Consider the following 24,117-nt stretch of genomic DNA (forward strand, 5'->3'; position numbering starts at 1 on the left):
GTGTGGTTTATGGCTTCTTAGCTCTGTATAGGTATTTTTGTCCTATCATTTTAGGGACATGGAATAGGTCTTGGACCAGATGGATGATACGAGGACGGAGCATGGCGAGTCGGGAGCACAAATGGCCGGTGGCACAACTGGAGATAGGTCAATCGATCCGTTTACCCTTGTCCTGGAAAGAGCACCCTTTCTTGTTCAGCCGTTTTCGCATCAAAGACGGGCAGCAGATCCAGTTGATCCGCAAGCTGGGACTGGAGCACGTTTATCTTCAGCTAGCCGATGATGCCGAGCCACCTAAGACCAACGATGCTCCCTCACAGAAGATGCCCGAAACCCCCTCCTCACCCAAGGAGATCGAAGTACCCGATGTGCCCCCTCCTCTGACTGAGGAGGAAAAACGGGTCGACTTGGGTCGTGATTACCGGCGCCGTGTTCGTGAGTGTGAAAGGGCCTATAACAAGTCGATGTCTTCCCTAAAGAGTGGCTTTGGCCGGTTGAGAACATCGCCGGAGCTGGCCTATCAGGATGCTTGTACCGTAGTGGACGATCTGCATGAGCAGTTAGTCTGCAGCGATGGGGCGGTTTTGCAGATTGTTGCCACGCCACAGGAGCCAACCCTGCAGTTTCATGCACTCAATGTGTCAGTGGTGGCCATGCTGCTGGGGCGGGCACTGGGTCTGGAGAGTGGAGCGCTGAAGCAACTGGGGTTGGCAGCCCTGATCCATGATGTGGGCAAGCTGAAGGTGCCGGAAGGGATCCGCAATAAGAAAGGGCCGCTGAATAAGAGTGAACAGAACTTTTTGGATCTTCACCCTAAGTTGTCGATCGAGATGTGCAAGGGGAGCCCGTTTTCTACGCCTGAGATCAACGAGATGGTGGTGGCACACCATGAGTACCTTGACGGCAGTGGGACGCCGATGGGCTTGTCCGGGAAGGCGATCAGCTCTATGACGCAGATCCTCACCATCGCCAATGAGTATGACACTCTGGTCAATAATGAAAACCGGCCTCTGTCTCCCTACCAGGCTCTGGCTTATCTGTTTCGTCACCGTAGCGAACAGATCAATGGCCAATATCTGCAGGTCTTGGTCAAGAATATCGGCGTTTACCCACCGGGAACCTTGGTTCGATTGGAGAACGGTCAACTGGGCAAGGTGATCAGCAGTAAGCAGAGAAAGGCACTCGATCCCCTGCTGCTTTTGTATGATCCAGAGGTCCCCAAGCGAGATGCTCCCATTGTTGGCCTCGATGCACTGAAGATTAAAATCGCATCGGTACACAAGGCCAGTGAGCTCAGTGAGATGGAGGCCCACTACTTGGATGTGGGACCTGTACTCGCGTACTATGTAAGGAAATAGTGATATTTATCAGTTTGCTATGAAGGGAAGTGTGGATGTTGGGGAGCAAGGCTGGTGGATAAGGCTGTGGCAGAGCTGAGTGTGGTGGGGTGTGGCTGGCTGGGTTTAGAGTTGATCCAGGCATTGCACAGCCAGGGGTGGCGGGTAACCGGTTCCAGTCGGCAGAAAGAGACCCTCGCGGTGTTGGAGTCGCTCGGGATCCCGGGTTTCTATTTGAGCCTGGATACCACCTTGGTGTGTGATGATCTCAATGGCCTGCTTGCGCCGAATACCCTGTTGATCAATGTGCCCCCAGGCCGACAGGCCCAGGAGAATCGGTATGCCGATCGTATCGGCTTGCTGGTCGATGCTGCCCGGAAGCAGGGGATCCGCCAAGCCCTGTTTATCAGTTCCACCGCCGTATACGCAGATGGCGAAGACCATCCCCGCTGTGACGAGACCGCACCACTTTGTGAAGAACCCAGGGCAAAAGAGATGTTGGCGGCGGAAGCCGTGGTTCGGGATGGATTCGAGCGAGTGATGATCCTGCGTTTGGCCGGGCTGGTCGGGGGAGAGCGTCATCCGGGTCGTTTCCTCGCTGGACGGCATCAGCTGTCCGGTGGCTTGAGCCCCGTAAACCTGGTGCATCGGGATGACGTGATCGGGGCGATTCAGTGTCTGCTGCAACGCCCAGCCTGGGGGGAGACTTTTAACCTGGCCGCCCCCGTTCATCCGACGCGGGGTGAATTTTATCCTTATGCGGCCCAGGCCTTGGGATTGGAACCCCCAAGCTTCTCAGGCCAACGGGTGATGGGTAAGCGGATCCAGAGCGATAAACTGGTGCTGAAGCTGGGGTTCGCGTTTCGATACCCCGATCCCTTTACCATGCCGCCCTTGAGCCCTTAGATGGCCGCTTCCTGGACAGCAACATCGGTTTGCTGGATCCGGTAGCGACAGCGTTTCCCGCCGGACAGCAGGTGTTCGTGGCGTTCGATCCGGGCATTGGGGCCAAGCAGCTGGCGAAACAGGAGCAACTCCTGCTGACACAAGGCTTGGCAGCGCTGGGCGGCGGTACAGATGGGGCAGTGATCTTCAATCAGCCACCAACCCTCTTCCGTGGTTTGTAGTCGGGCCATATAGCCCTCTGCACTGCGCAGTTGAGCCAGGCACTCCAGTTGGTCTTCTAGGCAAAGATGTTGACGCAGAGCCGTCTGATAATGCTGAGCCTGTTGCGCCGTCCGATACCGGATCACCTTGGACAGGTGTTCCGGGTCTAGCAGACTGTCGAGTCCATCGATCAACTGCAGCGCCAGATCTTGGTGACGATCGCCAAAACTCCCGTGACCACTGGGGGTCAGGAACCAGTGTCGGGCTGGTCGCCCTGGCCCCTGGCGTATATCTTCAAAGGCGATCAGGCCTTGTTGTTCTAGCTTATGGAGATGTCCCCGGGCGCCCATGGTGGTCATGGACAAGGCCTGGGCGATAGGGGGCAGTGCGCAACTGCCCTGTTGTTTTAGGTAAAACAGAATTTTATTGGCGGTGGCGGACATGGTAGCTCCTTCTGGAGGTTCTATTGTTACCCCCGGACAATCATTTTTCAACTAAGTACTTTATATAAGGAGTCCCCATGAGCAGGGTTCTCGTACTGTGTGGGATTGTGCTGCTCTGTTGTCGTGCTGCCCAGGCGCAGGGCTTTATCCTGGTCGAGGGGGAGGCCTTGCTCCATCGACAGCCAGAGCAGGCAGAGTTGTCGGTATCGGTGGAGCAGCTGGCATCCAGCCCGAAGGAGGCGATGCAAGCGTCGGATTCCGTGGTGAACATGCTCCTCCAGCGTCTGCAAGGGGAGGAGCGGGAGTTGGAAAGGATCCGTGCAGGTCACTTGAGGCTGGCGCCTCAGTATCGCTATGAGGAGGGGGCGCAGATCCTGATGGGATTTATGGCGATTCGTGAGGTGACAGTGCAGGTCCCCGTGGCCGAAGTGGGGCGTTGGTTTGAGCAATTCGTAGCGGCTGGAGTGACCCTCATTCGGCCACCCCGCTATTTGAGTCCCGATGGCGAAGATCATCGGACGGCGCTCTATCAGGCGGCGCTGGCCGATGCGATGGCCCGGGCTGAGGCACTGGTCCCACCAACCCAGCAATTGGGGCGGGTGAAAGAGATCACCGAATTGACGGAAGGACCATTACCACGGGGCGCCATGATGGAGGCAAGCGGTGGAACAGGGACTTATGTCAGTGGTTCGGTGATCGAACGGGTGCGTGTCAGGGTCAAGATCGCCCTCGATTAGCCTTTTACTGTGAGAGCTCGCCTTCTCTTGGCTTGATTTACACCACATCAATCTCTGCGGCGCAGGGGTAGATGTGATTCGGCCGGAAGGGGTGTTTATCCAGATCGGCCATCTTACTGACGCCGGAGAGTACCATGACGGTCTCCAGGCCAGCCTGGAAGCCTGCGAGGATATCGGTATTAAGGTTGTCGCCGACGATGACAGTATCCTGGGCATGGCTGCCGAGGTGGTTAAGGGCACTGCGGATGATCCAGGCACTGGGCTTGCCGACGTAGAAGGGTTTTTTACCTGTGATCCGCTCGATAGGCGCGCACAGGGCACCGCAGGCTGGGCTGTGATTGGGCCCATGGGTGTCGGGATTGGTGGCAATGAAGCGGGCCCCTTCGGCAACGAATCGGGCGGCACGGTGGATCATGTCCCAGTTGTAACTGCGGGTTTCGCCGACGATCACGAAGTCAGGATTGATATCGGTAATGGTAAAGCCCTGCTTGTACAGTTCGTGGGTCAGGGCACCTTCGCCAATTACGTAGGCTTTTTTACCCTCTTGATGACGCAGGAAATCCGCCGTCGCCATGGCTGAGGTGTAGAAATGTTCTTCGGTTAGGGGAAGCCCTGCCGAGCCCAGCCGATTGGCCAGATCCTTGGCGGTTTGAGCCGGGTAGTTGGTCAGGCAGACCAAGGGATTGCCCTGATCCAGCAGTCGCTGAATAAAGCTGTCCGAACCCGGGATCAGTTTATTGTCGTGCAGTAGTACACCATCGATATCGCAGATCACGCTTTTCATCAGCTCTCCTTGAGCAAAACTTATCTCGATGGCCTTACCTTAACGTAATTGGATGACAATCGCGCGATGGATCCAGCGAAGCCCGTTACTGCGACTGGTCTGCTCATTGGGTGTGTGACCTATGACGTTGTTAACTAACTGGTTACGGGGTATCTTTTTTCCGTCAAATAGGTGGCGCCGTCAATAATCCACCCCTTGCTGTGCCTCTGAGTGGTGCTTAATGGTCATGGGTTCTGGTCGGTTATCGGCCATCCCCAGGTGCTCAATATTGATAGATAAGAACAAGAACATTGTTGCTCAAGAGCGTTGAGAGTCGTGGATTGTTCCGGTGGGTTTTTCAGTCTCGCTCCGCGTTCTAACCTGAGCAACCATCATTGGGAGGCTCTGAATTGCTGATTTTTTTCCTGATCTTGACGATCGTATGTTGGCTGATTGCACGAGAATGGCACCACTATCGGCGGGTGGCGCGTCATTTAGCGAAATGTGGGTCATCATCGGGTCTGCGCAATAGCATCATCGCGAGTGAAACCGGCTTGACCGTTGAGCGAGTTAGGCGGCTTCGAGGGCGCTATCCTTTTGTCACGCAGAGGAAGTCCCCCGACCAAGGGGAAGAACGCTAAAGCGTTAACAAAAAAAAGGAGCCATACGGCTCCATTTTGTTTTGTCGTTCTTCTGCTTTTATTCGGCGGCATAGCCCGCATCGGGCAGCACTTTACCGTCCATGATGGCTTGACCATCCAGCATGGCCAGGCGACCGTCACAGAACCATTTGACCACCAGGGGATAGATACGGTGTTCCTGAGTGTGGACCCGCTGTGCCAGCTCGTCGGCATCGTCCTCTTCGAAGACAGGCACCTTGGCTTGCAGGACAACAGGACCGCCATCCAGCTCAGGTGTCACGAAGTGAACGGAGCAGCCATGCTCGGTATCGCCGGCCTCCAGGGCACGCTGGTGAGTATGGAGCCCGGTGTACTTAGGCAGCAGGGACGGATGGATGTTGAACATCCGGCCGGCGAACTCTTGAACCAAGGGCTCGGACAGGATCCGCATAAAGCCAGCCAGCACCACAAGGTCGACATCCAGCTTATCCAGTTCGGCCAGTAGGCGTTGATCATAAGCCTCGCGGGATTCGCCTTGCTCAGCGGCAACCAGGATCCCTGGTACACCGGCATCGGCGGCGCGTTGCAGGCCAAAGACATCGGCCTTGTTGCTGATCACGGCGACAACATCACCGGCGATCTCGCCGTTGCCACAGGCATCCAGAATGGCTTGCAGGTTACTGCCGTTTCCTGAGATCAAAACGGCGATGCGGGTCTTCTTCATGGTGCTTCCTACTTTGGGTAACCGGAGGGGTTACTTGATCTCAACCTGGGCGTCGTTGCCATCGCGGTCGGCGATGTTGCCGATCAGCCAGGCGTTCTCACCCTCGGCCTTGAGCAGTTCGATGGCAACAGCAGCTTTTTCTGCGGGCAGGGCGATCACCAAGCCGACACCACAGTTAAAGGTACGGTACATTTCGTGCTGTGTAATGTTGCCGGTTTCCTGCAGCCAGTGGAACACCGCAGGCCACTCCCAGCTGTTGCCATCGATCACGGCTTTCAGATTGTCCGGCAGAACGCGCGGGATGTTCTCCCAGAAGCCACCGCCGGTGATGTGGGAGATGGCGTGCACATCGTGCTGGGCCAGCAGCTTCAATACGGATTTGATGTAGATCTTGGTCGGGGCCATCAGGGCATCGATCAGCGGCTTGTCGCCGACGGTCACGGCGGATGGATCCTCAACGCGCTCCAGCACCTTGCGGATCAGGGAGTAGCCGTTGGAGTGTGGGCCGGAGGAGCCCAAGGCGATGATGGCGTCACCGGCGGCGACCTTGGTGCCGTCGATCACCTTTTCCTCTTCCACGACACCGACGCAGAAGCCGGCCATGTCGTAATCGGCACCTTCGTACATGCCAGGCATTTCCGCGGTTTCACCGCCGATCAAGGCACAGCCAGCCAGCTCACAGCCGTCAGCGATCCCGGTTACAACGGAGGTCGCTACGTCGACGTCCAGCTTACCGGTAGCGTAGTAATCCAGGAAGAACAGGGGTTCGGCGCCTTGCACGATCAGATCGTTAACGCACATGGCGACCAGATCGATCCCCACGGTGTCATGGCGGTTGTGATCGATGGCCAGACGCAGCTTGGTGCCAACGCCGTCAGTACCGGAGACCAGCAGGGGCTTCTTGTAGCCCTCAGGCAGGCGGCACAGGGCACCGAAGCCACCGATCCCACCCATAACCTCGGGGCGACGGGTGCGCTTCACGGCGGACTTGATGTTATCTACCAGGGCATTACCTGCATCGATATCGACACCAGCGTCTTTGTAGCTCAGTTGATCGGAGTTAGTCACAGAGGCCTCGTTATGATTCTTATCAAGGAGTAGGGAGGTGTTTTCCAGGCTGTAACGATGCGCTTAACTACATCGCTTTACCCGGTGTAATTTTTTGCGCGATATTCTACCAGTGAAAGTGATTCACCCCAAGCTTTTGCCAAACTTGAATAAATCCGGCAGTGCGTAGGTCTTCTGGATCACAATTTGAGTCAAAGAACTGGCGCGGTACTTTTCGCAACTGGTCGGAACACGCTAAAATTCCGCTAATTTGTCTGGCAAAATGCACCTATTCTGGAGATGGCGATGAAAGTCACCGAAGTCAAGCACCCTCTGATCCAACACAAACTGGGCCTGATGCGCGAAGCTGAGATCAGCACCAAGCGCTTCCGTGAACTGGCCAGTGAAGTAGCCGCTCTGTTGACCTATGAAGCCACAGCGGACTTCGAGATGGAAGAGGTGACCATCGATGGCTGGAACGGTCCTATCAAGGTCAACAAGATCAAAGGAAAGAAAGTAACGGTTGTGCCTATCCTGCGCGCCGGGTTGGGCATGATGGACGGTGTGCTGGAGCATATCCCGTCTGCCAAGGTGTCTGTGGTGGGGATCTACCGTGACGAAGAGACCCTGGAGCCTGTGCCTTACTTTGAGAAGCTGGTGTCCAACATCGATGAGCGTATTGCCCTGGTTGTGGATCCCATGCTGGCCACCGGCGGCTCCATGATCGCCACCCTGGATCTGTTGAAGCAGCGCGGCTGTACCAACATCAAGGTGCTGGTTCTGGTTGCTGCCCCGGAAGGGATCAAGGCACTGGAAGCGACCCACCCGGATGTGGATTTCTACACCGCTTCCGTTGACGAGTGTCTGAACGACAAGGGTTACATCCTGCCGGGTCTGGGTGATGCTGGTGATAAGATCTTTGGTACTAAATAATTTGCAATGAAGCCTTTAGGCGTCGGTAACGGCGCCTTTTTTGTGTCTGCCAGTATGCCGACATGCGAAAATTCTATAATAAAAAAGGAGTCCTCATGGACACCCCACAGTTGTCCCCTGCTCGTCAGATCTTGGCTGGCAGTCAGATGTTATTTGTCGCCTTCGGTGCCTTGGTGCTGGTGCCATTGCTGACCGGTTTGAGCGTCAGTGTTGCCCTGTTTACCGCTGGGATCGGAACCCTGATCTTCCAGTTGGTGACCAAAGGTCAGGTACCGGTATTCCTCGCTTCCTCCTTTGCCTTTATTGCACCCATCTCTGCCGGTGTGGCTCAATGGGGGATTGCCGATACCATGGGTGGCTTGATGGCTGCCGGCTTTGTCTACATTTTGCTGTCTCAGATCGCACGAATTGGAGGGATCAACGCCATTAACCGCGTGTTACCGCCGGTAGTCGTCGGGCCGGTGATCATGGTGATTGGTCTGGCACTGGCTCCTGTGGCCGTAAGCATGGCCCTGGGCTATCAGGGGGACACCCAGACGGTAGATACGGCGGTTGCCTTAATGGTTGCACTGCCAACGTTGGTGACGGCCCTGCTGGTGTCCGTCATGGGCAAAGGGATGTTGCGTCTGCTGCCAATCCTGTCTGCCATCGTCGTCGGTTACAGCCTCTCTCTGGTCTTTGGCCTGGTGGACTTTACTCCCGTGCGCGATGCTGCCTGGTTTGCCCTGCCGGACTTCACTGCACCGAGCTTCAACTGGCAGGCGATCCTGTTCATGTTGCCGGTGGCCATTGCACCCGCGGTGGAACATATCGGTGATATGGTGGCGATCTCTAACGTGACCGGGAAAAACTATGTTAAGAAACCCGGGATCCACCGTACCCTTCTGGGTGATGGTCTGGCGACCTCGACCGCAGCAGCATTTGGCGGGCCACCGAACACCACCTATTCTGAGGTAACCGGTGCCGTGATGCTGACGAAGAACTTCGATCCTAAGGTGATGACCTATGGCGCCTTCTTTGCTATTGCCTTGGCGATGGTGGGCAAGTTTGGTGCCTTGCTGATGACCGTTCCCACCGTGGTGATGGGGGGCGTTATGATCCTGCTGTTCGGTTCGATTGCCGCGGTTGGGATGAATACCTTGATCAAACAGCATGTGGATCTGTCCGAATCCCGTAACTTGGTGATCGTGGCGGTGACCCTGGTCTTTGGTATTGGTGGCATGGTCCTGCCGTTTGGCAATTTTGCCTTGGAAGGGATCGCTTTGTGCGCCGTAACCGCGATTGCACTGAATTTGTTGCTGCCTAAGGACGCTCGTTAAGCTTAGATACCATTCCCCGGGAGATCTTTCCCGGGGATTGGGCTGTGATACACTTTGCGCTTAACCGAAATGGATGGAAATGATTGTGCGATCGCTTGTTCTTCTCTTAACCCTTTGTTTGGCCGGCGGGGCATCGGCTGCGACGGTCACCGATCTGTATCGTGGGCTGGTGGAGGTCGAGTCCCGCAGCAATCAGGATCGTCAGCGGGCTATCCGGGATGCCTTAGGCCAGGTTTTGGTTCGGGTCAGTGGTGACAGCGAGATCCTGCAGGACGAGGCCGCTCGCGCCATTATCCGTAGTGCCGAGAGTTACCTGCTCAGTTACGGCTACCGTGGTAACAACCAACTGCAAGTGGACTTCGATCAGGAGCGGATCCGCCAGGAGATGCAGGCGATGCAACTGCCCGTATGGGGCGTGCAACGTCCACAAAGCCTGGTTTGGCTGGCATACGACGATGGCTCACGGCGTGAGTTGGTAACGGATGGCAATGCGGTAGCGTCTCAGTTGCAACAGCAGTCACAGATCCGGGGATTACCCCTGTTGCTGCCTCTGATGGACCTGGAAGATTCCATGGTGATCAACGTCAGTGACGTATGGGGTAATTTTGCCGAGCCGGTGCAGACCGCGTCCCGACGGTACGATGGTGACTTTATCATCAATGCCCGTATCGGTCCCTCAGGGCGGGAATGGCATTACCGTCTGACGGTATATCCGCCCGGTGCTGAATTATCGAAGCGGCCTTTGCTGCGTCGCAGTGGCACAGCAGCCAGTGCCACTGGGGCATCTGATGCTTTGCTGGCGGACCTGGCCAAGTACTACTCTGGACGCTATGCGGCCGTGGCGACGGACGAGGAGGGACACAGCCAGTTGGTGTTTGAGCTGGCTGGGGGAATCGAGCACTGGGTAGAGCTGGAACGATATCTGCTTAGCCTGACACCGGTTCAGGGTGTTTTGTTGCGCTCCGTTTCGGGCACTGAACTGGTACTGGAGCTGGATCTTGTCGGCGGACTCAGAGAGGTTGAGTTGCTGATGGAGCTGGACTCCAGGGTCTCGGCGCTGGAAAGTGACGATGAACTGGACAATCAGCGTCGCTATCGCTGGCGAAACCGCTGATCCTCGAATGAGCCGTGTTACACTTGAACGGCACCACTGATTTGAAGGAAGTCTCTATCCTGTGATCCCAAGCTCGCCCATACAGCTCTCGCTCGCCGTGCACCTGCCGGATGACGAAACTTTTCAAAGTTACTACCCTGCCGATAACCAGCAGTTGATTGAAAGTCTCAGGCTGGCGGCCTCTGGCGAGGGTGAGCGGATCACCTATCTTTGGGGGATGGCGAAGTCCGGCCGAACTCATCTGCTGCACGCGGCTTGTGCACTGGCGAATGAGCAGGGCAGGCAGGCCTTTTACCTGCCATTGGGGATCAATGCCTCCATGTCGCCGGCGATCCTCGAGGGGCTTGAACACATGGATCTGATCTGCCTGGATGATATAGATGAGGTGAGCCGACACCCGATCTGGGAGGAGGCGCTGTTCGATCTGTACAATCGCGTGGCAGAGACGGAGCGTTGCCGCCTAGTGGTCTCGGCACGCAGTGCCGCAAATCAGGCGGGCTTCCTGCTGCCTGACTTGGTTTCCCGGCTCAATTGGGGGATCCAGTATCAGCTTCATCCCCTCAGTGATGACGCCAAGCTGGCCGCCATGCAGCGACGGGCCAAGATGCGTGGACTGGAGTTGCCCGAGGATGTGGGACGCTTCCTGATGACCCGGCTGGCCCGGGATCTGCGGACTTTGTTTGAGGTGTTGGATCGTCTCGACAAGGCCTCCATGGTGGCGCAGCGCAAGCTGACCATCCCCTTCGTCAAAGAGACCCTGCATCTATAACGAGCAGATGTTTCCTTTACAACAGCCCGGCCAATGGCCGGGCTGTTGTTTTAGGTGTGGTTCTGGCCGGGGAACCGTTTTAAAGCAAGGTTAAAAATGCTGCCCGTTTTCGTAATAGGCGCTTGGTGTCAGGGCGGTAAAGCGCACACAGATATCCGTGGTGGGATCGAGCAGGACCGCACGCACGGCGTTGGTGATCACCGATGCTGCCTTATCCTGAACACTCTGACCACGATCGAACCAGAGGATATCGATCATCGGGTAGGCATTGGCGCCCAGAGTGCCATCGAAGACAAAGTCGACCCGAAGCAACTCAATCGTAAAGTGATCCCGGGGACACTCGGTCAGCGGAGCCAGTTGATCGACCAAAGAGGTGCTGATCGCCTGCACCTGCTGGTGCTCGAGTCCACTGATACGAATATGAGGCATAAGAGTTCCTTGAAATGAGAAGTAACAATCGGATCTTAGTGAAGTTTGTCCAGCCTGGCGAGCGTTAAGCCTGCCAGCTTTATCGCGTTTATACCCATCACACTCGGATGCATGACAGGAACCGTTCACAATGCGACCTGACGCCTAGCACCGAGCTCCCTCGCGATAACCTGGCCCTGGCCGGATAGGAGGAAGCGGGTGCGTTAGCATGGCTACCGAGGAACGATTGGCGGGTGACGAGGACCGAAGTGAGTACGTCCTGTCTGCTTGCTGTTCGAGGAAAACGCTCGGGAGGTGGCCTTCAACGGCTGAGGTTCCAGCTCAATGTTGTCCCACCAACTGATCCCCGGGGTCATCCACACTGGCGGTGGCAGGGCACGATCGGTCTGCTCAGGATAGAGGAGGTCAAACACCGAGTCGACCCGCTCCTGTATTGTCGCCTCACCAGCCCGCCCTCGTTGTCCCTGTGCCACGATCAGATCGTTGGCCGGATCGCTGCTTCGACCCGTTGATACGGCGACATCCCGCCGGATGCCGTAGCGGCGCTCCATCAGAACCTCCTCAAACAGCATGGCCAGATCTTCACGCCGGCTGGCGTAGTTGTAGTAATCATTGGCGCGATCGGAAAAGAAGAAGCCAGCCACATCCTCTGGCGTATAGCTTCGTTGCACTGAGTCTGCCGTATCACCGTGGAAACTGACAGCGGCCAGCCCGGCCATCTGTTCGCTGAGCAGGGGGAGCGACTGTGAGAGTTGATCCGAGGGCAGGCCCTGCGCCTCCATACGCTGATAAAACTCGTCAAGCAGCGTCTCCTGGCGAATGTTGCCATGGGAGCTGCGCGGGAAGTAGTCATTGGCATGGGCCAGTTCGTGGTAGAGCAGGCTGGCCAGATCTGGCGTGATCTGAGACCAGGGCCGTGAAAATCGCAGTTCGCGGGGATAGTAAAGGCTGGCGTATTCATTGCCCAGCACGTAGCGCCAGGGCATCAAAAACTGCAAGCTTGAGCCGAACCCGGTGCGGTAGTCGGGATCTTCGTTAATGGTGTCTCTTTGCCAGGGGGCTTGCCAGAGATTATCCGGATCCAGGTAGATGGCACCGGTGGCGACCCAGTAGAAGGAGGGGCGGATATCATAGCTGAGGACGATCGCGGTCACCGAAGCCAGCAGTGTACGAAAATCGCCAAACGGATCCTGTTCGCGGAGAAAGGCCTCGAACTGCTCTCCCATCCAAGGGTGAGAGACCACAACACGATCGAGGATATCATCGATCTGCGGATCTGGGGTGATCTGACCGATCAGGGGCAGGGCGTTGATCCCACAGGGGCGAGCAAACTGGTTGGAGTATACACACTCCTCCAGCGCACTGGCCCAGGGTGAGTCAGGGCGATAGGCCTGGACCCTGGCGAGGGGGGCATCGAACAGGGCGTTAGGGACGGGCTGAGGGCCGTTGGTGACCAAAACACTGGCGATGTCTCGGACGCGATTCCCGTCGACGGTGCCAAGCAGCTCAAACTGCAGCAGACGATCGCCGCTCACCTGCGGGGCGGTAAAAGTCAGCAGCAGGGGCTCAGTGTTATCCAGATCAAGGACTGCCGGACCGGCGACCTGACGCCATACCAGGTTGTCCGGGAAACGGGTGCCATCTCTATCCAGCGCCTTGGCCCGCAGGCTGACTCGTCCCCCTTCAGTGACCTGGTGATCTCTCAGAATATTGAGGCCTGATCCCGTGCCCTGTGCGGCAAAGGTGATCCGCTCGCTGATCCGGGTGCTGCCTCGAGTCAGGGTGACTGCCAATTCGTAATCACCGGAAGCCGGGACATCAAATGCGGCGATAGGGCTGCTGGGGTTGGCAATATTCAGCGGAGGGCCGCTGAGCTGTCGCCACTGATAGCGCCAGAGTTGGCTATCACCTTCCGGTGGAGCCTGGAACCAGGAGATGGCGTCTCCCTGACGGATATCTTGGGGATCCGGCGCGGTGATCCCGGAAGCGGGAGGCTCGCCGCCGGAGCCCCCGCACGATGAGAGTCCCAATATCAGCACGAGAAGAAAGGGTTTGTGCATGAGATCAGTTCCTTCTGGTTGGTGTCAGAGTCGCTGCATTCTCACCCAGTCTAGTCGCTACTGGGCTTTCCTCTGTTTTAAACCCAGGCCCAGCTCTCGTCCCCTGAGCCGAGCATAATAGGTGGCGGCGACCAGCCAGATGAACAGTACCAGTACGATGGCACCGAAGACCAGGCGTTGCTCCGGCTGGACCCACCAGGCGGTTAGGCCCCACAAGAGGTAGAGGGAGGCGATAAAACCGGACCAGGCGTGAGTATAGGGATTTCCCCTGATCAGCCCCCAGGCTGGCAGGCACAGAGGAATAAGTAGCAGCAGTTGAAACAGCAGGGAGTAACCCGGCTTCTCGGGGGAGAGCAGCATCCATAAAGGGATGGCGAGGAGGCTCAGGCCATAGCTTACGCGGGCCAGGCTCAGGGCTCGGCGAGTCTTGGCTGCCATGGCTGTCATGACAGGATCGCCAGTACGGCTTCCGGGGGACGGCCGATGGCGGCCCTGCCGTTAGCAAAGACGATTGGACGTTCAATGAGTTTGGGGTGCTCATGCATCGCTTGGAGCAGTTGGGGCTCATCGGCTTTGGCCAGATCCAGCTCCTTGTACAGGCTTTCTTTACTTCGGATCAAGTCGCGGGGCGAGCGGCCCAGCAGCACCAGGGCAGCCTCAAGCTCGGCAACACTCGGTGGCGTCTCCAGGTATTTGATGATGGTGGGGTCAAGGCCACGCTCCTCCAGCAGGGCCAGGGTTTCCCGGCTCTTGGAGCAGCGGGGATTGTGCCAGATCCTCAGTTCCTTTGATTGCATGTATACCTCCGTGTAGGGATAAAAAATTACAGGTTGCGCATCCGTTGTTCGGCTTCGCGCAGCTGTTTGATGCGGGCATCGATCCTCGCCAGTTGCAGCGGCTCGTTGCGGGACAGGCGATAGGCGTGCTGGAGCTGATCGATGGCCCGGGGATAGTCGGCTCGAAGTGCCAGGATCTCCGCCTGCACCATATGACGTTGCGCGGGCAGATCCAGGGCACCGTAGGTCTGAGCAAGCAGGTCGTACACCACCAGATTGTCCTTCGACAGCACAAGGTGACGCTCCAAAATGGGGCGGGCATGCTCCGGCTGGCGGAATTCCAGATAGGCATTGGCCAGGTTGAGATCGATCACCGCATTGTTGGGGCGGTTCTTGCGAGCGCGCTCCAGTGTGTCGATCGCTTCCTGGTGGCGGTCGGTGGCCAGCAGTACGTCCGTAAGGGTATCCAGATAGAACAGGTTCTTGCTGTCCTTGGCCAGCAGTTCACGGATCAGAGCCTCTGCCTGGTCAAGCTCTTCGGCGCGGAAATGGGTCAGCGCCATGCCGTACTTTGCGGCGTCCGGGAAGGCATAGGTCGCCGAGCGCAACTGCCGGGCAAAAATATCCCGAGCCCGCTCGGTACTGTAATTGGAGAAGCGCACCTGGGCTCTGGCCTTGGCCAGTTGGAACATCAGATTGTCGGGAATATGGCGTTGAGGATAGCGGGCGGCCCGGTTGCGGGTATCGGCGATCCGGGACTCGGGCAGAGGGTGGGTCATCAACATGGCTGGCGGCTTGCTGGCAAAGCGGTACTGCGCGGCCAGTTTGCCGAAGAAGCTGGGAACGGCGTGGGGATCAAATCCCGCAGCCACCATGGATTGCATGCCGATCCGATCCGCTTCCAGCTCGTTGGAACGGGTGTAGTTGATCTGGGCCTGGGCCCCCAACGCCAGGGTGGATTGCAGTGCCGCGATCCCCGCTTCTGGCGCAGCCATGGCCAGCAGGATGGAGCCCAGTACCCCTGCCAGGGTGGCCGGAGCGGTCTTTTGCTGAGCCTCAATGGAGCGGGCCAGGTGGCGTTGGGTAACGTGGGCAACCTCGTGAGCCAGTACTGAGGCCAATTCGCTCTCGGTCTGAGCGTGGTGGAACAGGGCACTATGGACGCCCACATGCCCGCCAAAGAAGGCAAAGGCGTTGATGTCGGAGTTGTTGACGAGGAAAAAACGAAATGGCGTTTTAACGTTGCTGGAGTGAGCAACAACCCGATGGCCGACATCATTGAGGTATTCGGTCATCACGGGATCGGACACGATGGGCAACTGATTGCGTAGAACCCGCATGTAAAAGCCCCCGATCTCAATCTCCTTGTCGATGGTCAGGGTGGTGATGGCGGCAGTGCCCAGCTCGGGCAAATTGTTATTGGCCTGCACGGCGGCTAACGGTGACAGGGTGATCAGGGTTAGCAGCAGGGCCGTCAGTCGGCGGGTCAGTGGTGTTTTCACAGCTCGATGTTCTTAGGGGTATTCCCGTGTAGTGTATCGCTAAAAAAAAGTGTCACGCCAGACGTTTGTGGTTTTCATAGAGGCAAGCAATAATAGGCGCCAAGTATGGACCTGCCCATTAGGGGCCGACGATGCAACACCCGGACCAATCAGTCGATCTACGTCACGAGCGCTGCCCCATGGCTTTTGTCAAAGCCAAGTTGGCCATTATGGCACAACCAGAAGGCGGCTCGCTGACACTCCTGATCTCAGACCCTGGCACCTGTCGGGATGTTCCCCGCTGGTTGAAGAAAAAGGGGCGTCGTTTCGAGCTCGTACAGGTTCCCCCAACCCACACATTGGTGCGGGTTTTTTTATGATGTTGTAGGAAGAGTCGAGATAATGCTGGATCTGATCCGTAACTGGTATCGAGAGAAATTTTCCGATCCCCAGGCTGTTACCCTCGCGGTGATTCTGTTGGGTGGGTTTGCCGTGATCTATTTCTCAGGCCAGATCCTGATGCCCCTGCTGGTGGCCGTGGTGCTGGCGTATATGCTGGAGTGGCCCGTATCCCGTTTGGCGCTGATCGGCATTCCAAGATCGGTTGCGGCCAGCCTGGTGCTGCTGCTATTCCTGGTGGTAATGGCGATGGCCGTACTGGTCATGCTGCCGGCCCTGTGGCATCAAGGGATGGCTCTGGTCGCCGAACTGCCTGCCATGGTCAGCCAGTGGCAGGAGTTGTTGATGACACTGCCTGAGGAGTATCCGACCCTGTTGGACGAGAACCAACTCCAGACCCTGGTTTCCAGCTTCAACAACTCCCTGCTAAAGGCCGGGCAGAGCCTGGTATCCATGTCGCTGGCCTCTCTGGTCGACCTGGTGGCCCTGATGGTGTATGCCATCCTGGTCCCCCTGCTGCTGTTCTTCTTTCTCAAGGACAAGCAGGAGTTGTTGGGCAGCTTGGCCCGCTTTGTCCCGGACAACCGAGAGCTGGCAACCCAGGTAGCCAATGAGATGAATGTCCAGATCGGCAACTATATCCGGGGCAAGGTCATAGAGATCCTGATCGTCGGGATCGGCAGCTTCCTGGTCTTCTACTTCATGGGGCTGCGCTATGCGGCCTTGTTGAGCGTACTGGTGGGCCTGTCGGTGGTGATCCCTTATATCGGTGCCACCGTGGTGACCCTGCCGGTGGCCCTGGTGGCGTTTTTTCAGTGGGGGATCTCGCCTCAGTTTGGTTACCTCCTGTTGGCCTACGGTATAATCCAGGCGATCGACGGTAACGTACTTGTGCCCTTGCTCTTCTCCGAAGCGGTTAACCTGCATCCCGTGGCGATCATCGTTGCTGTCTTGATCTTCGGCGGGCTCTGGGGTTTCTGGGGCGTCTTCTTTGCCATCCCGCTGGCGACCTTGGTCAAGGCCGTGATCAATGCCTGGCCGCATACTCCCAGGCCGAGCGAGCCTTCAGAGGCTTGAGTCGAGACAAGGCGCCTTCGGGCGCCTTGCTGCATTTAGGGGAGACGACTGTGTCACTGTACGGAAGCCGAGGGATGTGTCGTCGCTGTTCTGTTGTTGGGGTCTTTGAGTGATGGCTAAGGCATTACCCAATCCAGTGCGATCACCATAAAAAAAGCCACCGGAAGATCCCGGTGGCCGTTAGTAAAGCTGGAGCTTTATCGATAGCTTATTGAGCCGGTTTGGCTTTCTGGTGTGCCACTGCGGTTGCGATCAACTCCAGCCCGGTCTGCGTGCATGGGGGCAATTCGGCGTCACTTTGGCTCAGTGGAGTCACTCGGCTGCCCCAACGGATTGCGGCGGCGGCGGAGGTTAACCCGGCACCAAATGCGCAGCTAAGCAGGATGTCACCCGGTTGAACACGTCCCTGCTCCAAGGCGTCACACAGTGCCATGGGAATGGTGGCCGCGGAGGTATTGCCGTGCTTTTGAATGTTCACAAAGGCCTTGTCGGCGGGAAGACCCATCTTGGCTACCAGGGTATCAATGATGCGCACATTGGCCTGGTGCGGGACGACAAGATCGATGTCGTCAGCAGTGAGGCCTGCCTGGCCCATAACCTGCTGACTCAGTTTAGCCATGCCGCCGACGGCACGCTTGAAGATCTCACGGCCATTGAACTGGAGGAAGAATTCGTTGGCCTGGGGTGAGAACCGGTCCATCCCAGAACCAAACCCGCTAACCTTGAGGTGCTCCCGTCCGGCGGGATCATTGTCCATGGCATAGCTGAGAACGCCGCCCTCCTGTTCGCTGGCTTCAAGCACGACGGCGCCGGCACCGTCGCCAAACAGCACGGCGGTATCGCGTAGAGTCCAGTTGATATAGAAGCTCAGTCGTTCGGCACCGATCACCAGGATCCGGCGGTTTTGGCCGCTGCGGATCTGGGCCGTGGCCAGCCCCAGCGCATAGAGAAAGCCCGAGCAGGCAGCATTGATGTCAAAGGCAGCACATTGGGCACCGAGTTCGGCCTGTACCGTGGCAGCAATGTTCGGGACGAGGGTGTCCGGACTCGCGGTGGCCAGGATGATCATGTCAATATCTGTACCGCTGAGCCCAGCAGCCGCCAAGGCCCGCTTGGCGGCAACGGTAGCCAGGGCAGAGGTATCTACATGACTGATCCTGCGCTCCTGGATACCGGTGCGGCTGCGGATCCACTCATCATTGGTGTCCATGATGGTAGCGAGATCATCGTTGGTCAGGGTTGCCGGTGGCAAACACTTCCCCCATCCCGTGATCTGGGCAAAAGGCATAGAAAACTCCTAGAAGAAGACGGGTACCGTCTTTTCGTTCATTGTAGTTGGGATCAAGCTTGCGGTTGTGTCGGCGAGACGTGCTGAGTGACTAGGCGTTTGACGCTGTCAGCCGCACTGAGAATGTGTTGACGCAACAGGTCGGTGGCACCCTCCACATCTCCTTGGCGACACAAGTCGAGCAGTTGTTGGTGCTCCTGCTCGGCGGTGGGGATCCCGCCTCCGAGCAGGAGCTGTAGTCGAATATAGCGATCGGCATTGGTGTTGAGCCCACGGACGATATCCAGGGTGTATTGCCGATCGGCACCGGCGTACAGGCTGATATGAAACTGACTATTGAGCTCACTCCAGCTGTTGACGGCATTTTCCTGGGCAAAGGCAACCCCCAGCTGCTCAAGATACTCCTGAGCGATGGCCAAATGCTGCTCGGTGAGGTTGGGAATTGAGCGTGCCAGCAACTTGGGCTCAAGCTGTGCCCGCAGCTCAAAGAGTTCGTCAAGCTGTACCGGCGATAAGCTTGTTGCCGTTGCCCCTTTATGCGCTTCGAAATGGACCAGCCCCTCCGCTTCTAGCTGAAGCAGGGCCTCCCGTATCGGGATCCGGCTGACATTCAGTTCACTGGCCAGATTAGACTGGCGCAGGGGCTCACCGGCCCGGATCTCTCCGGATAGGATCCGCTCCCTGAGTACCTCGACGACCACCTGGGTGCGAGTTTTATGAACAATTGGACTGGACTGATTCATAGCGTATTTTCTTGCATGACTGCCGTCGAGGTTACCCATTCCGAAGGAGAATGAAAAGGGAACCTTAGCTGGTCAGCGGTGCTGAAGCCGGATGCGTTGTGACAGGCGGTGCTGTTGGCCGGGTGCCAAGGTAATGGGCGTTAAAGCCGCTGCCTCGGCACAGAGGAAGTGTTCACTGCCCTGTGGGCTGATATCGGAGATCCCTGAACCGGGGCCTGGGTTCCACAGGACCAGGGCATCGGCGCCCTGATGTTGCAACTGCACCGATGGCAGGTCTAGGTTAATCAGGCCGGGAACGATGGCGTCCAACGGGATGGGCAGCGTGCTGTCGGTAAACTGATCCCGGGTGCCGGTGAGTTTATTGTCAAAGTATCGACCGCCCAGCTCAGGCAGGGTTAAGTCAGCCACCTTGTTGACCTGAAAGTAGCTGTGCAAGGCTGCGGTAAATTCCCATGGCTGGCTGTCGCTGTTCTCTATCAGCAGGGTGACTTCCAATTGATGGTCGCTAAGTTGCACAAGCAGTTCGGCTCGAAAGGCGTGGGGCCAGATGGCACGGGTTGCTGTGTTATCTTCGAGGCGAAGGCAGACCCGGCCCCTTTGTTCATCCTGCTCGATCAAGGTCCAGATCTGAGTACGGGCAAAACCATGCTTGGGCCCAGGTTGGAGATCGGCAAACCAGGGGAAACAGACGGGGATGCCACCGCGGATGGGGGTTTTACCACTCAGATCTGTCCGTTCGCTAAGCCAAAGGATGGGACGGTTGCGGTATTGCCAGCGCAGGATCTGACCACCGAAGCGGCTGATCTCCAGAGTATGGAGGCCAAAAGAGAAGAGCAGGGGATTGAGTGCTTCCATAGGATCTCCTTGCAGTATTTGAGCGTGCGAAGCCGAGGGGCCTTCGAGCGGAAACGCTTGTGAATTGGCCTCGACCAGACAGTATCCTCAAGGGCGGGAGCGGGCGCAAGCCAGGGTAATGCATTGAACTTGGCACTAGGAGGGAAGATGATGCCACTTGGTAACTGGCAGCTTTACCAATCTCGTCTAGGCTTTGAGCCTCTATTTGTTGATCAAAGTGGGCCTTATGACTCCTACGACCAGAAAACAGATAGAATGGACTCTGCTACCCCCCATCACGGACGTTCTTCCCCACGAGTTTGCCAATGGCGCAACTTTCAATGGGTTTCGTGCACAGTGCGATCAGTGTGGTTTCACCATTGAGCTACCACAGATCCATGGCAACATCACGCCGCTGGAAGGTAATCGCTGTGTGCTCAATGCCCGGGCCAAATGCCCCGAGTGCGACACTTTTTGCGAATACCATTATCTACTGAACGCCGAAGGGGAGATGTCTGCCCAGCGCCTTGAGGCGCCAGGAGACAGGAAAGGTCTGCAGTAGGGCCACGACTATTGGGGCTCAATAAACTGTTTCATCTTTTCCGGATCGACTTTGAACTGGGGCTGCTGTTTGCGCCGTTTCTCCTCTTCCAGCAGCCAGTAGGGTTGGCGAGTAAACCCGATGTGGTAGGACATAGCTTCCAGCACCACTTGGTGTTCCCCGATCCTGAGAATGGAGAAACTTCGCTCCATGCCCATGATCCTACCCTTGGGGGACTCGTTGAGACAGCGATTGATCAGCGCCAGCTTTTCCTGGTTCTGCTCTTCGGTGGGGATCGACTGCGGATCGACGCTCCCAACCACCACGCGGTGGACATAAACCACATTGGTAATGTCAAAAGTGTCAGTGTGCGATTGAGTTTGTATCACCGCAGTCTCCTTCTATTTTCCTGAAATCAGGTGGTTTGGTTTGCCGGTACCGGGGCGATGGACTGTTGCAGGATGTCCAGTACCCGGGACAGGCCCTCGGGGGTTCCGGTTTGCTTAGCGGTTACCTGAACGGCGTATTTTGCCGAGTTATCGCTGGAGCGTTGACTCTCCTTGGAGGAGGAGACTGAACCCTGTACCTTGGCCCGTACCTTGAAGAGTCCGGCGTTGTACTCCGCTTCCGCTTCCATGGAGGCCTGCATGTCCTGCTTACTGGTCTCAGAGAAGGAGGATTTCACCTCCATGTTGAAGGACACGTCCACATTATCCACTTGCAGGGTGGGAACCGAGACGATGGAGATAAAAGGCACGTTGATCACATAGTCGCGGGATTCGATTTTTACCGAGCCATCGGATTGGGGGATCTCTTCAGGCTTAGAGAAAGAAAACTCGACGTTACGGACTTTCTTGGACGCAGTGCCATCGACCGTAACGGTTTCGAATCCGACACTTTCGATGAAGTCCGAGGTAGCACGTGCCAGGTTGATCTGAGCATCACAAGCTGCGCTGAGTGGGCCGCCGATCAGGCTTTCCATCGGCAAGCCCTGGAACTGATCGGACATTTTGACTAGTTCTGACATGGTTGATTCCTTTCACAGAGTTAGAATAGCTTCATTAGATGGCTATTAACCTTCAAATAGCCCTCCGGAAGCTCGCCACTTTCGAAGGTGATCTTCACCTCCGCATTTCGGCCTTTACGACGACCGAAAGTCGATTTGCCGCTAAGATCTGTGCTCATAACGGTTCGAGCATCACTTTGATCCAGCAGGCCCTGCAGAAGGTTTTTTGACTCTTGTTCGCCCTGCGTGCGTTTTACCTTTTCAATGCCATCGAGTGTCAGTTCAAACTCGACGGACATGTCTTTGATCTTAATTGGGTTAAGTTGAGCCATGGCGAGCAGCGGAACCTGCACAGGTTGATCGACCATCTTGGGCTGGCCATTTTGCATCACAGGTTCGCCCTGGTCGTCCATCTCCTGGGTTGGAAAGCTCAACTCCAGGGTTTTTGGCACGATCCGCTGTTGGTGCGGTTCTTTCTCAACGTCCTCCCTGTGGACCTCGAAATACTGAACCACATTGGCGATGTTTTGTTGTTCGATGCGATTCTGGGCCTCTGTGACCGAGTCCATGATCGCTTCGACCAGATCATGCAGTTTCATTCGGCTCTCCTTAGTCGTTATCTGTCTCTAGGCGCTTCGAGGGGCCCACCTTTACGGGGGCGATGCTTTTATGGAGCAGATCCATTACTCGGGATAGGCCCTCCGGAGTGCCCTGCTGGCGGGTCTTGATGTTGAAATCAAAGGTCGCGGCGGTGCTGTTCTCCTGTCGGCCACTCACACTGCCGGTAAGTACGGTTCGTTTACGCTGCTCAAAACGCGCCTGGAGAGACCCGCTTTTAGGCGTTGTATCTTGCGCCTTGTTGGCTTGATCTTTGCGCTCGACATAGTGGCTGGCTTTGATCTCCATGCGAAAGTTGATGTCGGCGCTCTCCACTTGAAGGTTGGGTACGGAGATGATGGAGATAAAGGGAACGGACACCTTATATTGCTGGGTGTGTAATTCGACTTCGCCGGTTTTCTCATTGACCGTTTCATGGGGCTGATCGAAGTTAAAATCCACCATACGGATCCGGCTTTTGTCTTCACCCTGCTCGTCCTGAAAGTGCTCAAAGCAGACGTCCTCTATGTACTCTTTGGTAGTGCGAGCCAATTGCGCCTGCCCTTCACATAAGGCCGACAAAGGGCCGCCTATCAGGTGGGACATGGGCAACCCTTGAAACTGATCACTGGTTTGGTTTTTCTTACTCATGATGTCACCCCAGTAGGTGGTTCAATAAAAGGTTTAAAACACTATCTGTGTCTGCCGGGTATGGCGGCTCGAGAGGAGCAGGATTTCTGCAATGTTGCGGCGGTGGTGTAACCCTGGAGCAAGCCAGCAGGCCAGAGGGTCTCGCATAAAACCGTAGTAAAGCAGTGTTGATAGAGCCTGCCGCAGGTCAATTGAGACCCCTCTCTTCAGGAGAGCCAATAGAGGGTTCTCGCTTTCGTGGCAAGAAGATGAAAGCAACATCAAGAAAGAGGTTTTCCTGATGCTGTGTGGTAACAGCAGCAACGCCATAGCTCACTCCTTGAGCTGTACGGAAGGGTCTGAATTGAGTAATACCGGCAGACGAAGGCGCTCCATTGCTCTTAGCGTCAGCGTGAGGAGTTTGGTTCGATTGTGGTTCGGGTACTCCTTTGGTTGAGTGAAGTGGGGTCGATTTTTATCCTTATTAAATAAGTGGTTATCAGTTTTAGTGAGAAAGTATGGCGGTGATAGAACGGCCCATATGCCTTGATGGGCCTGCGTTTAGGGGATGGCTGGTGCCTTTCAACACACGGGCAGGGTTTTGCGCAGAATCGTTGCGTCTAATCTATTCTGGTCTCCTCTCAGTTAGGAACGAAACTCAGCCACAAGCCGGCGTTTTTGGGCGGCTTTACTCCCTGGTGTTAGAGCATGAGAGTCGAAGGTGAAGCGCTGGTTGGCTCTGGTGCGCCAGGAGAGAGCAAACAATCGAGCCCGTATATCGACTGAACACCAATCAGGGATTAAAAGGGGGATGAACCCTGGAGCGCATTCGAAATGGGCATGGGGACTGCTCATTTTGATTACGGAATTACGGGCTCGACAAGCAGCGCAGGCAGCTCTGTGAATTCATCTAGCGTCATGGATTTTGGCATGATCACCTTAAACTGGCTTTTCTTCAGAGGTTTTAATATCACCCCCTTCCATTTCTTGCCATAGCAGGCGCGGATGCTGCTTAACTTCCAGCCGGTTGCGACGGCGAGATCCTGCAATGAAATCGTTTGCCCTTGGTTCTGAGTGAGGAACTGGTAGGCATATCTAAGTTGAGCTATTTGCTTGGTTTCCATCTGCCACTCCTTTTGGCGACTCAATAGGGTCAGCCTTGCCTATGCCACATAAGGGACTAAACCGGTTGAGTGAAGCGAGGTTAAATCCCTTGAGTTCGGCTGTCGGTGTTGACTAACGAACAGGTCGAGTTGGAAGTGGCTAAACGGACCCATTATCCTGATTTCGGTAAATAGGGGCAGCACAGGAAGGTGCAGATCTGAGATGCGTAAGCGAATGCC

At 56.4% G+C, this 24,117-nt stretch carries 28 protein-coding genes; 10 read left to right on the forward strand and 18 right to left on the reverse strand.

Features of this window, described 5'->3' with window-relative positions:
- The first annotated feature begins 101 nt into the window (after nt 1-101).
- Nucleotides 102-1,358, forward strand: a complete 1,257-nt coding sequence (locus AC2D8U_RS11680) for a cyclic di-GMP phosphodiesterase (protein WP_484619225.1) — start codon at nt 102-104, stop codon at nt 1,356-1,358.
- Between the two features lie 54 nt (nt 1,359-1,412).
- On the forward strand, nt 1,413-2,243 hold the full coding sequence (locus tag AC2D8U_RS11685; RefSeq protein ID WP_484619226.1) for an SDR family oxidoreductase: 831 nt from the start codon (nt 1,413-1,415) through the stop codon (nt 2,241-2,243).
- On the opposite strand, the gene AC2D8U_RS11690 is transcribed toward AC2D8U_RS11685, so the two are convergent.
- Nucleotides 2,240-2,887, reverse strand: a complete 648-nt coding sequence (locus AC2D8U_RS11690) for a helix-turn-helix transcriptional regulator (protein WP_484619227.1) — start codon at nt 2,885-2,887, stop codon at nt 2,240-2,242. The two genes, AC2D8U_RS11685 and AC2D8U_RS11690, sit on opposite strands and share 4 nt — an antisense overlap.
- 77 nt (nt 2,888-2,964) lie before the next feature.
- Between AC2D8U_RS11690 and AC2D8U_RS11695 the strand changes: the two genes are divergently transcribed.
- Nucleotides 2,965-3,624 carry an SIMPL domain-containing protein gene (locus AC2D8U_RS11695; protein ID WP_484619228.1) on the forward strand — a complete coding sequence of 220 codons (660 nt, stop codon included), beginning with the start codon at nt 2,965-2,967 and terminating at the stop codon, nt 3,622-3,624.
- 37 nt (nt 3,625-3,661) lie between these two features.
- On the opposite strand, the gene AC2D8U_RS11700 is transcribed toward AC2D8U_RS11695, so the two are convergent.
- The 3 genes from AC2D8U_RS11700 to purM all read right to left on the reverse strand — a co-directional run bounded on the left by AC2D8U_RS11700 (nt 3,662) and on the right by purM (nt 6,799).
- Nucleotides 3,662-4,408, reverse strand: coding sequence for an HAD-IIA family hydrolase (locus AC2D8U_RS11700; protein ID WP_484619229.1), 747 nt, complete (start codon nt 4,406-4,408; stop codon nt 3,662-3,664).
- Between the two features lie 678 nt (nt 4,409-5,086).
- On the reverse strand, nt 5,087-5,731 hold the full coding sequence (gene purN, locus AC2D8U_RS11705) for a phosphoribosylglycinamide formyltransferase (RefSeq protein WP_484619230.1): 645 nt from the start codon (nt 5,729-5,731) through the stop codon (nt 5,087-5,089).
- Nucleotides 5,732-5,761: 30 nt separating this feature from the next.
- A complete protein-coding gene (purM, locus tag AC2D8U_RS11710; protein WP_484619231.1) occupies nt 5,762-6,799 on the reverse strand; it encodes a phosphoribosylformylglycinamidine cyclo-ligase in 1,038 nt (345 codons plus the stop codon).
- A gap of 285 nt (nt 6,800-7,084) precedes the next feature.
- On the opposite strand from purM, the gene upp reads away from it, so the two are divergent.
- The 4 genes from upp (at nt 7,085) to hda (ending at nt 10,913) form a co-directional block, all read left to right on the forward strand.
- The gene (gene upp / locus AC2D8U_RS11715) at nt 7,085-7,711 is read left to right on the forward strand and encodes a uracil phosphoribosyltransferase (protein WP_484619232.1); all 627 of its coding nucleotides are present in this window, start codon (nt 7,085-7,087) and stop codon (nt 7,709-7,711) included.
- 95 nt (nt 7,712-7,806) lie between these two features.
- A complete protein-coding gene (locus tag AC2D8U_RS11720; protein WP_484619233.1) occupies nt 7,807-9,030 on the forward strand; it encodes a uracil-xanthine permease family protein in 1,224 nt (407 codons plus the stop codon).
- 85 nt (nt 9,031-9,115) lie between these two features.
- Nucleotides 9,116-10,144 carry a DUF2066 domain-containing protein gene (locus AC2D8U_RS11725; RefSeq protein WP_484619234.1) on the forward strand — a complete coding sequence of 343 codons (1,029 nt, stop codon included), beginning with the start codon at nt 9,116-9,118 and terminating at the stop codon, nt 10,142-10,144.
- Nucleotides 10,145-10,205: 61 nt separating this feature from the next.
- Complete coding sequence (gene hda / locus AC2D8U_RS11730) at nt 10,206-10,913, forward strand: DnaA inactivator Hda (protein WP_484619235.1); 708 nt, start codon at nt 10,206-10,208, stop codon at nt 10,911-10,913.
- A gap of 90 nt (nt 10,914-11,003) precedes the next feature.
- Here the strand turns inward: hda and AC2D8U_RS11735 are convergent, their stop codons facing one another.
- The 5 genes from AC2D8U_RS11735 to bepA form a co-directional block, all read right to left on the reverse strand.
- A complete protein-coding gene (locus AC2D8U_RS11735; protein WP_484619236.1) occupies nt 11,004-11,342 on the reverse strand; it encodes a DUF1904 family protein in 339 nt (112 codons plus the stop codon).
- Nucleotides 11,343-11,554: 212 nt separating this feature from the next.
- A complete protein-coding gene (locus tag AC2D8U_RS11740; RefSeq protein WP_484619237.1) occupies nt 11,555-13,402 on the reverse strand; it encodes a hypothetical protein in 1,848 nt (615 codons plus the stop codon).
- Between the two features lie 57 nt (nt 13,403-13,459).
- The gene (locus tag AC2D8U_RS11745) at nt 13,460-13,849 is read right to left on the reverse strand and encodes a DUF2069 domain-containing protein (protein WP_484619238.1); all 390 of its coding nucleotides are present in this window, start codon (nt 13,847-13,849) and stop codon (nt 13,460-13,462) included.
- Nucleotides 13,846-14,199 (reverse strand): arsenate reductase (glutaredoxin), encoded by a 354-nt coding sequence (gene arsC / locus AC2D8U_RS11750; RefSeq protein ID WP_484619239.1) that lies wholly within the window; start codon nt 14,197-14,199, stop codon nt 13,846-13,848. The genes AC2D8U_RS11745 and arsC overlap by 4 nt, the downstream gene beginning before the upstream one ends.
- A gap of 26 nt (nt 14,200-14,225) precedes the next feature.
- Nucleotides 14,226-15,680 (reverse strand): beta-barrel assembly-enhancing protease, encoded by a 1,455-nt coding sequence (gene bepA / locus AC2D8U_RS11755; protein ID WP_484619240.1) that lies wholly within the window; start codon nt 15,678-15,680, stop codon nt 14,226-14,228.
- A gap of 131 nt (nt 15,681-15,811) precedes the next feature.
- On the opposite strand from bepA, the gene AC2D8U_RS11760 reads away from it, so the two are divergent.
- Both AC2D8U_RS11760 and AC2D8U_RS11765 read left to right on the forward strand, forming a co-directional pair.
- Nucleotides 15,812-16,039 (forward strand): sulfurtransferase TusA family protein, encoded by a 228-nt coding sequence (locus AC2D8U_RS11760; protein WP_484619241.1) that lies wholly within the window; start codon nt 15,812-15,814, stop codon nt 16,037-16,039.
- A gap of 22 nt (nt 16,040-16,061) precedes the next feature.
- Entirely contained in the window at nt 16,062-17,135 is a 1,074-nt protein-coding gene (locus AC2D8U_RS11765; RefSeq protein WP_484619242.1) for an AI-2E family transporter, read from the forward strand.
- A gap of 208 nt (nt 17,136-17,343) precedes the next feature.
- Here AC2D8U_RS11765 and AC2D8U_RS11770 read toward each other — a convergent pair whose 3' ends face one another.
- The 3 genes from AC2D8U_RS11770 to AC2D8U_RS11780 all read right to left on the reverse strand — a co-directional run bounded on the left by AC2D8U_RS11770 (nt 17,344) and on the right by AC2D8U_RS11780 (nt 20,021).
- Nucleotides 17,344-18,423 carry a beta-ketoacyl-ACP synthase 3 gene (locus AC2D8U_RS11770; protein ID WP_484619243.1) on the reverse strand — a complete coding sequence of 360 codons (1,080 nt, stop codon included), beginning with the start codon at nt 18,421-18,423 and terminating at the stop codon, nt 17,344-17,346.
- Between the two features lie 53 nt (nt 18,424-18,476).
- A complete protein-coding gene (locus AC2D8U_RS11775; RefSeq protein WP_484619244.1) occupies nt 18,477-19,166 on the reverse strand; it encodes a GntR family transcriptional regulator in 690 nt (229 codons plus the stop codon).
- A 72-nt stretch (nt 19,167-19,238) separates the two neighbouring features.
- Nucleotides 19,239-20,021 carry a D-hexose-6-phosphate mutarotase gene (locus AC2D8U_RS11780; protein ID WP_484619245.1) on the reverse strand — a complete coding sequence of 261 codons (783 nt, stop codon included), beginning with the start codon at nt 20,019-20,021 and terminating at the stop codon, nt 19,239-19,241.
- Between the two features lie 226 nt (nt 20,022-20,247).
- On the opposite strand from AC2D8U_RS11780, the gene AC2D8U_RS11785 reads away from it, so the two are divergent.
- Nucleotides 20,248-20,562 (forward strand): hypothetical protein, encoded by a 315-nt coding sequence (locus AC2D8U_RS11785; RefSeq protein ID WP_484619246.1) that lies wholly within the window; start codon nt 20,248-20,250, stop codon nt 20,560-20,562.
- 8 nt (nt 20,563-20,570) lie between these two features.
- Here AC2D8U_RS11785 and AC2D8U_RS11790 read toward each other — a convergent pair whose 3' ends face one another.
- The 6 genes from AC2D8U_RS11790 to AC2D8U_RS11815 all read right to left on the reverse strand — a co-directional run bounded on the left by AC2D8U_RS11790 (nt 20,571) and on the right by AC2D8U_RS11815 (nt 23,898).
- Complete coding sequence (locus AC2D8U_RS11790; RefSeq protein ID WP_484619247.1) at nt 20,571-20,930, reverse strand: hypothetical protein; 360 nt, start codon at nt 20,928-20,930, stop codon at nt 20,571-20,573.
- Nucleotides 20,931-20,956: 26 nt separating this feature from the next.
- Nucleotides 20,957-21,568 (reverse strand): DUF2589 domain-containing protein, encoded by a 612-nt coding sequence (locus AC2D8U_RS11795; RefSeq protein ID WP_484619248.1) that lies wholly within the window; start codon nt 21,566-21,568, stop codon nt 20,957-20,959.
- A gap of 20 nt (nt 21,569-21,588) precedes the next feature.
- Entirely contained in the window at nt 21,589-22,146 is a 558-nt protein-coding gene (locus tag AC2D8U_RS11800) for a DUF2589 domain-containing protein (protein WP_484619249.1), read from the reverse strand.
- A gap of 10 nt (nt 22,147-22,156) precedes the next feature.
- Nucleotides 22,157-22,795 carry a DUF2589 domain-containing protein gene (locus tag AC2D8U_RS11805; RefSeq protein WP_484619250.1) on the reverse strand — a complete coding sequence of 213 codons (639 nt, stop codon included), beginning with the start codon at nt 22,793-22,795 and terminating at the stop codon, nt 22,157-22,159.
- 33 nt (nt 22,796-22,828) lie between these two features.
- On the reverse strand, nt 22,829-23,104 hold the full coding sequence (locus tag AC2D8U_RS11810; protein WP_484619251.1) for a hypothetical protein: 276 nt from the start codon (nt 23,102-23,104) through the stop codon (nt 22,829-22,831).
- Nucleotides 23,105-23,634: 530 nt separating this feature from the next.
- Nucleotides 23,635-23,898, reverse strand: coding sequence for a hypothetical protein (locus AC2D8U_RS11815; RefSeq protein ID WP_484619252.1), 264 nt, complete (start codon nt 23,896-23,898; stop codon nt 23,635-23,637).
- Nucleotides 23,899-24,117: the final 219 nt, after the last annotated feature.

It is taken from the genome of Ferrimonas sp. YIN67 (assembly GCF_057219095.1).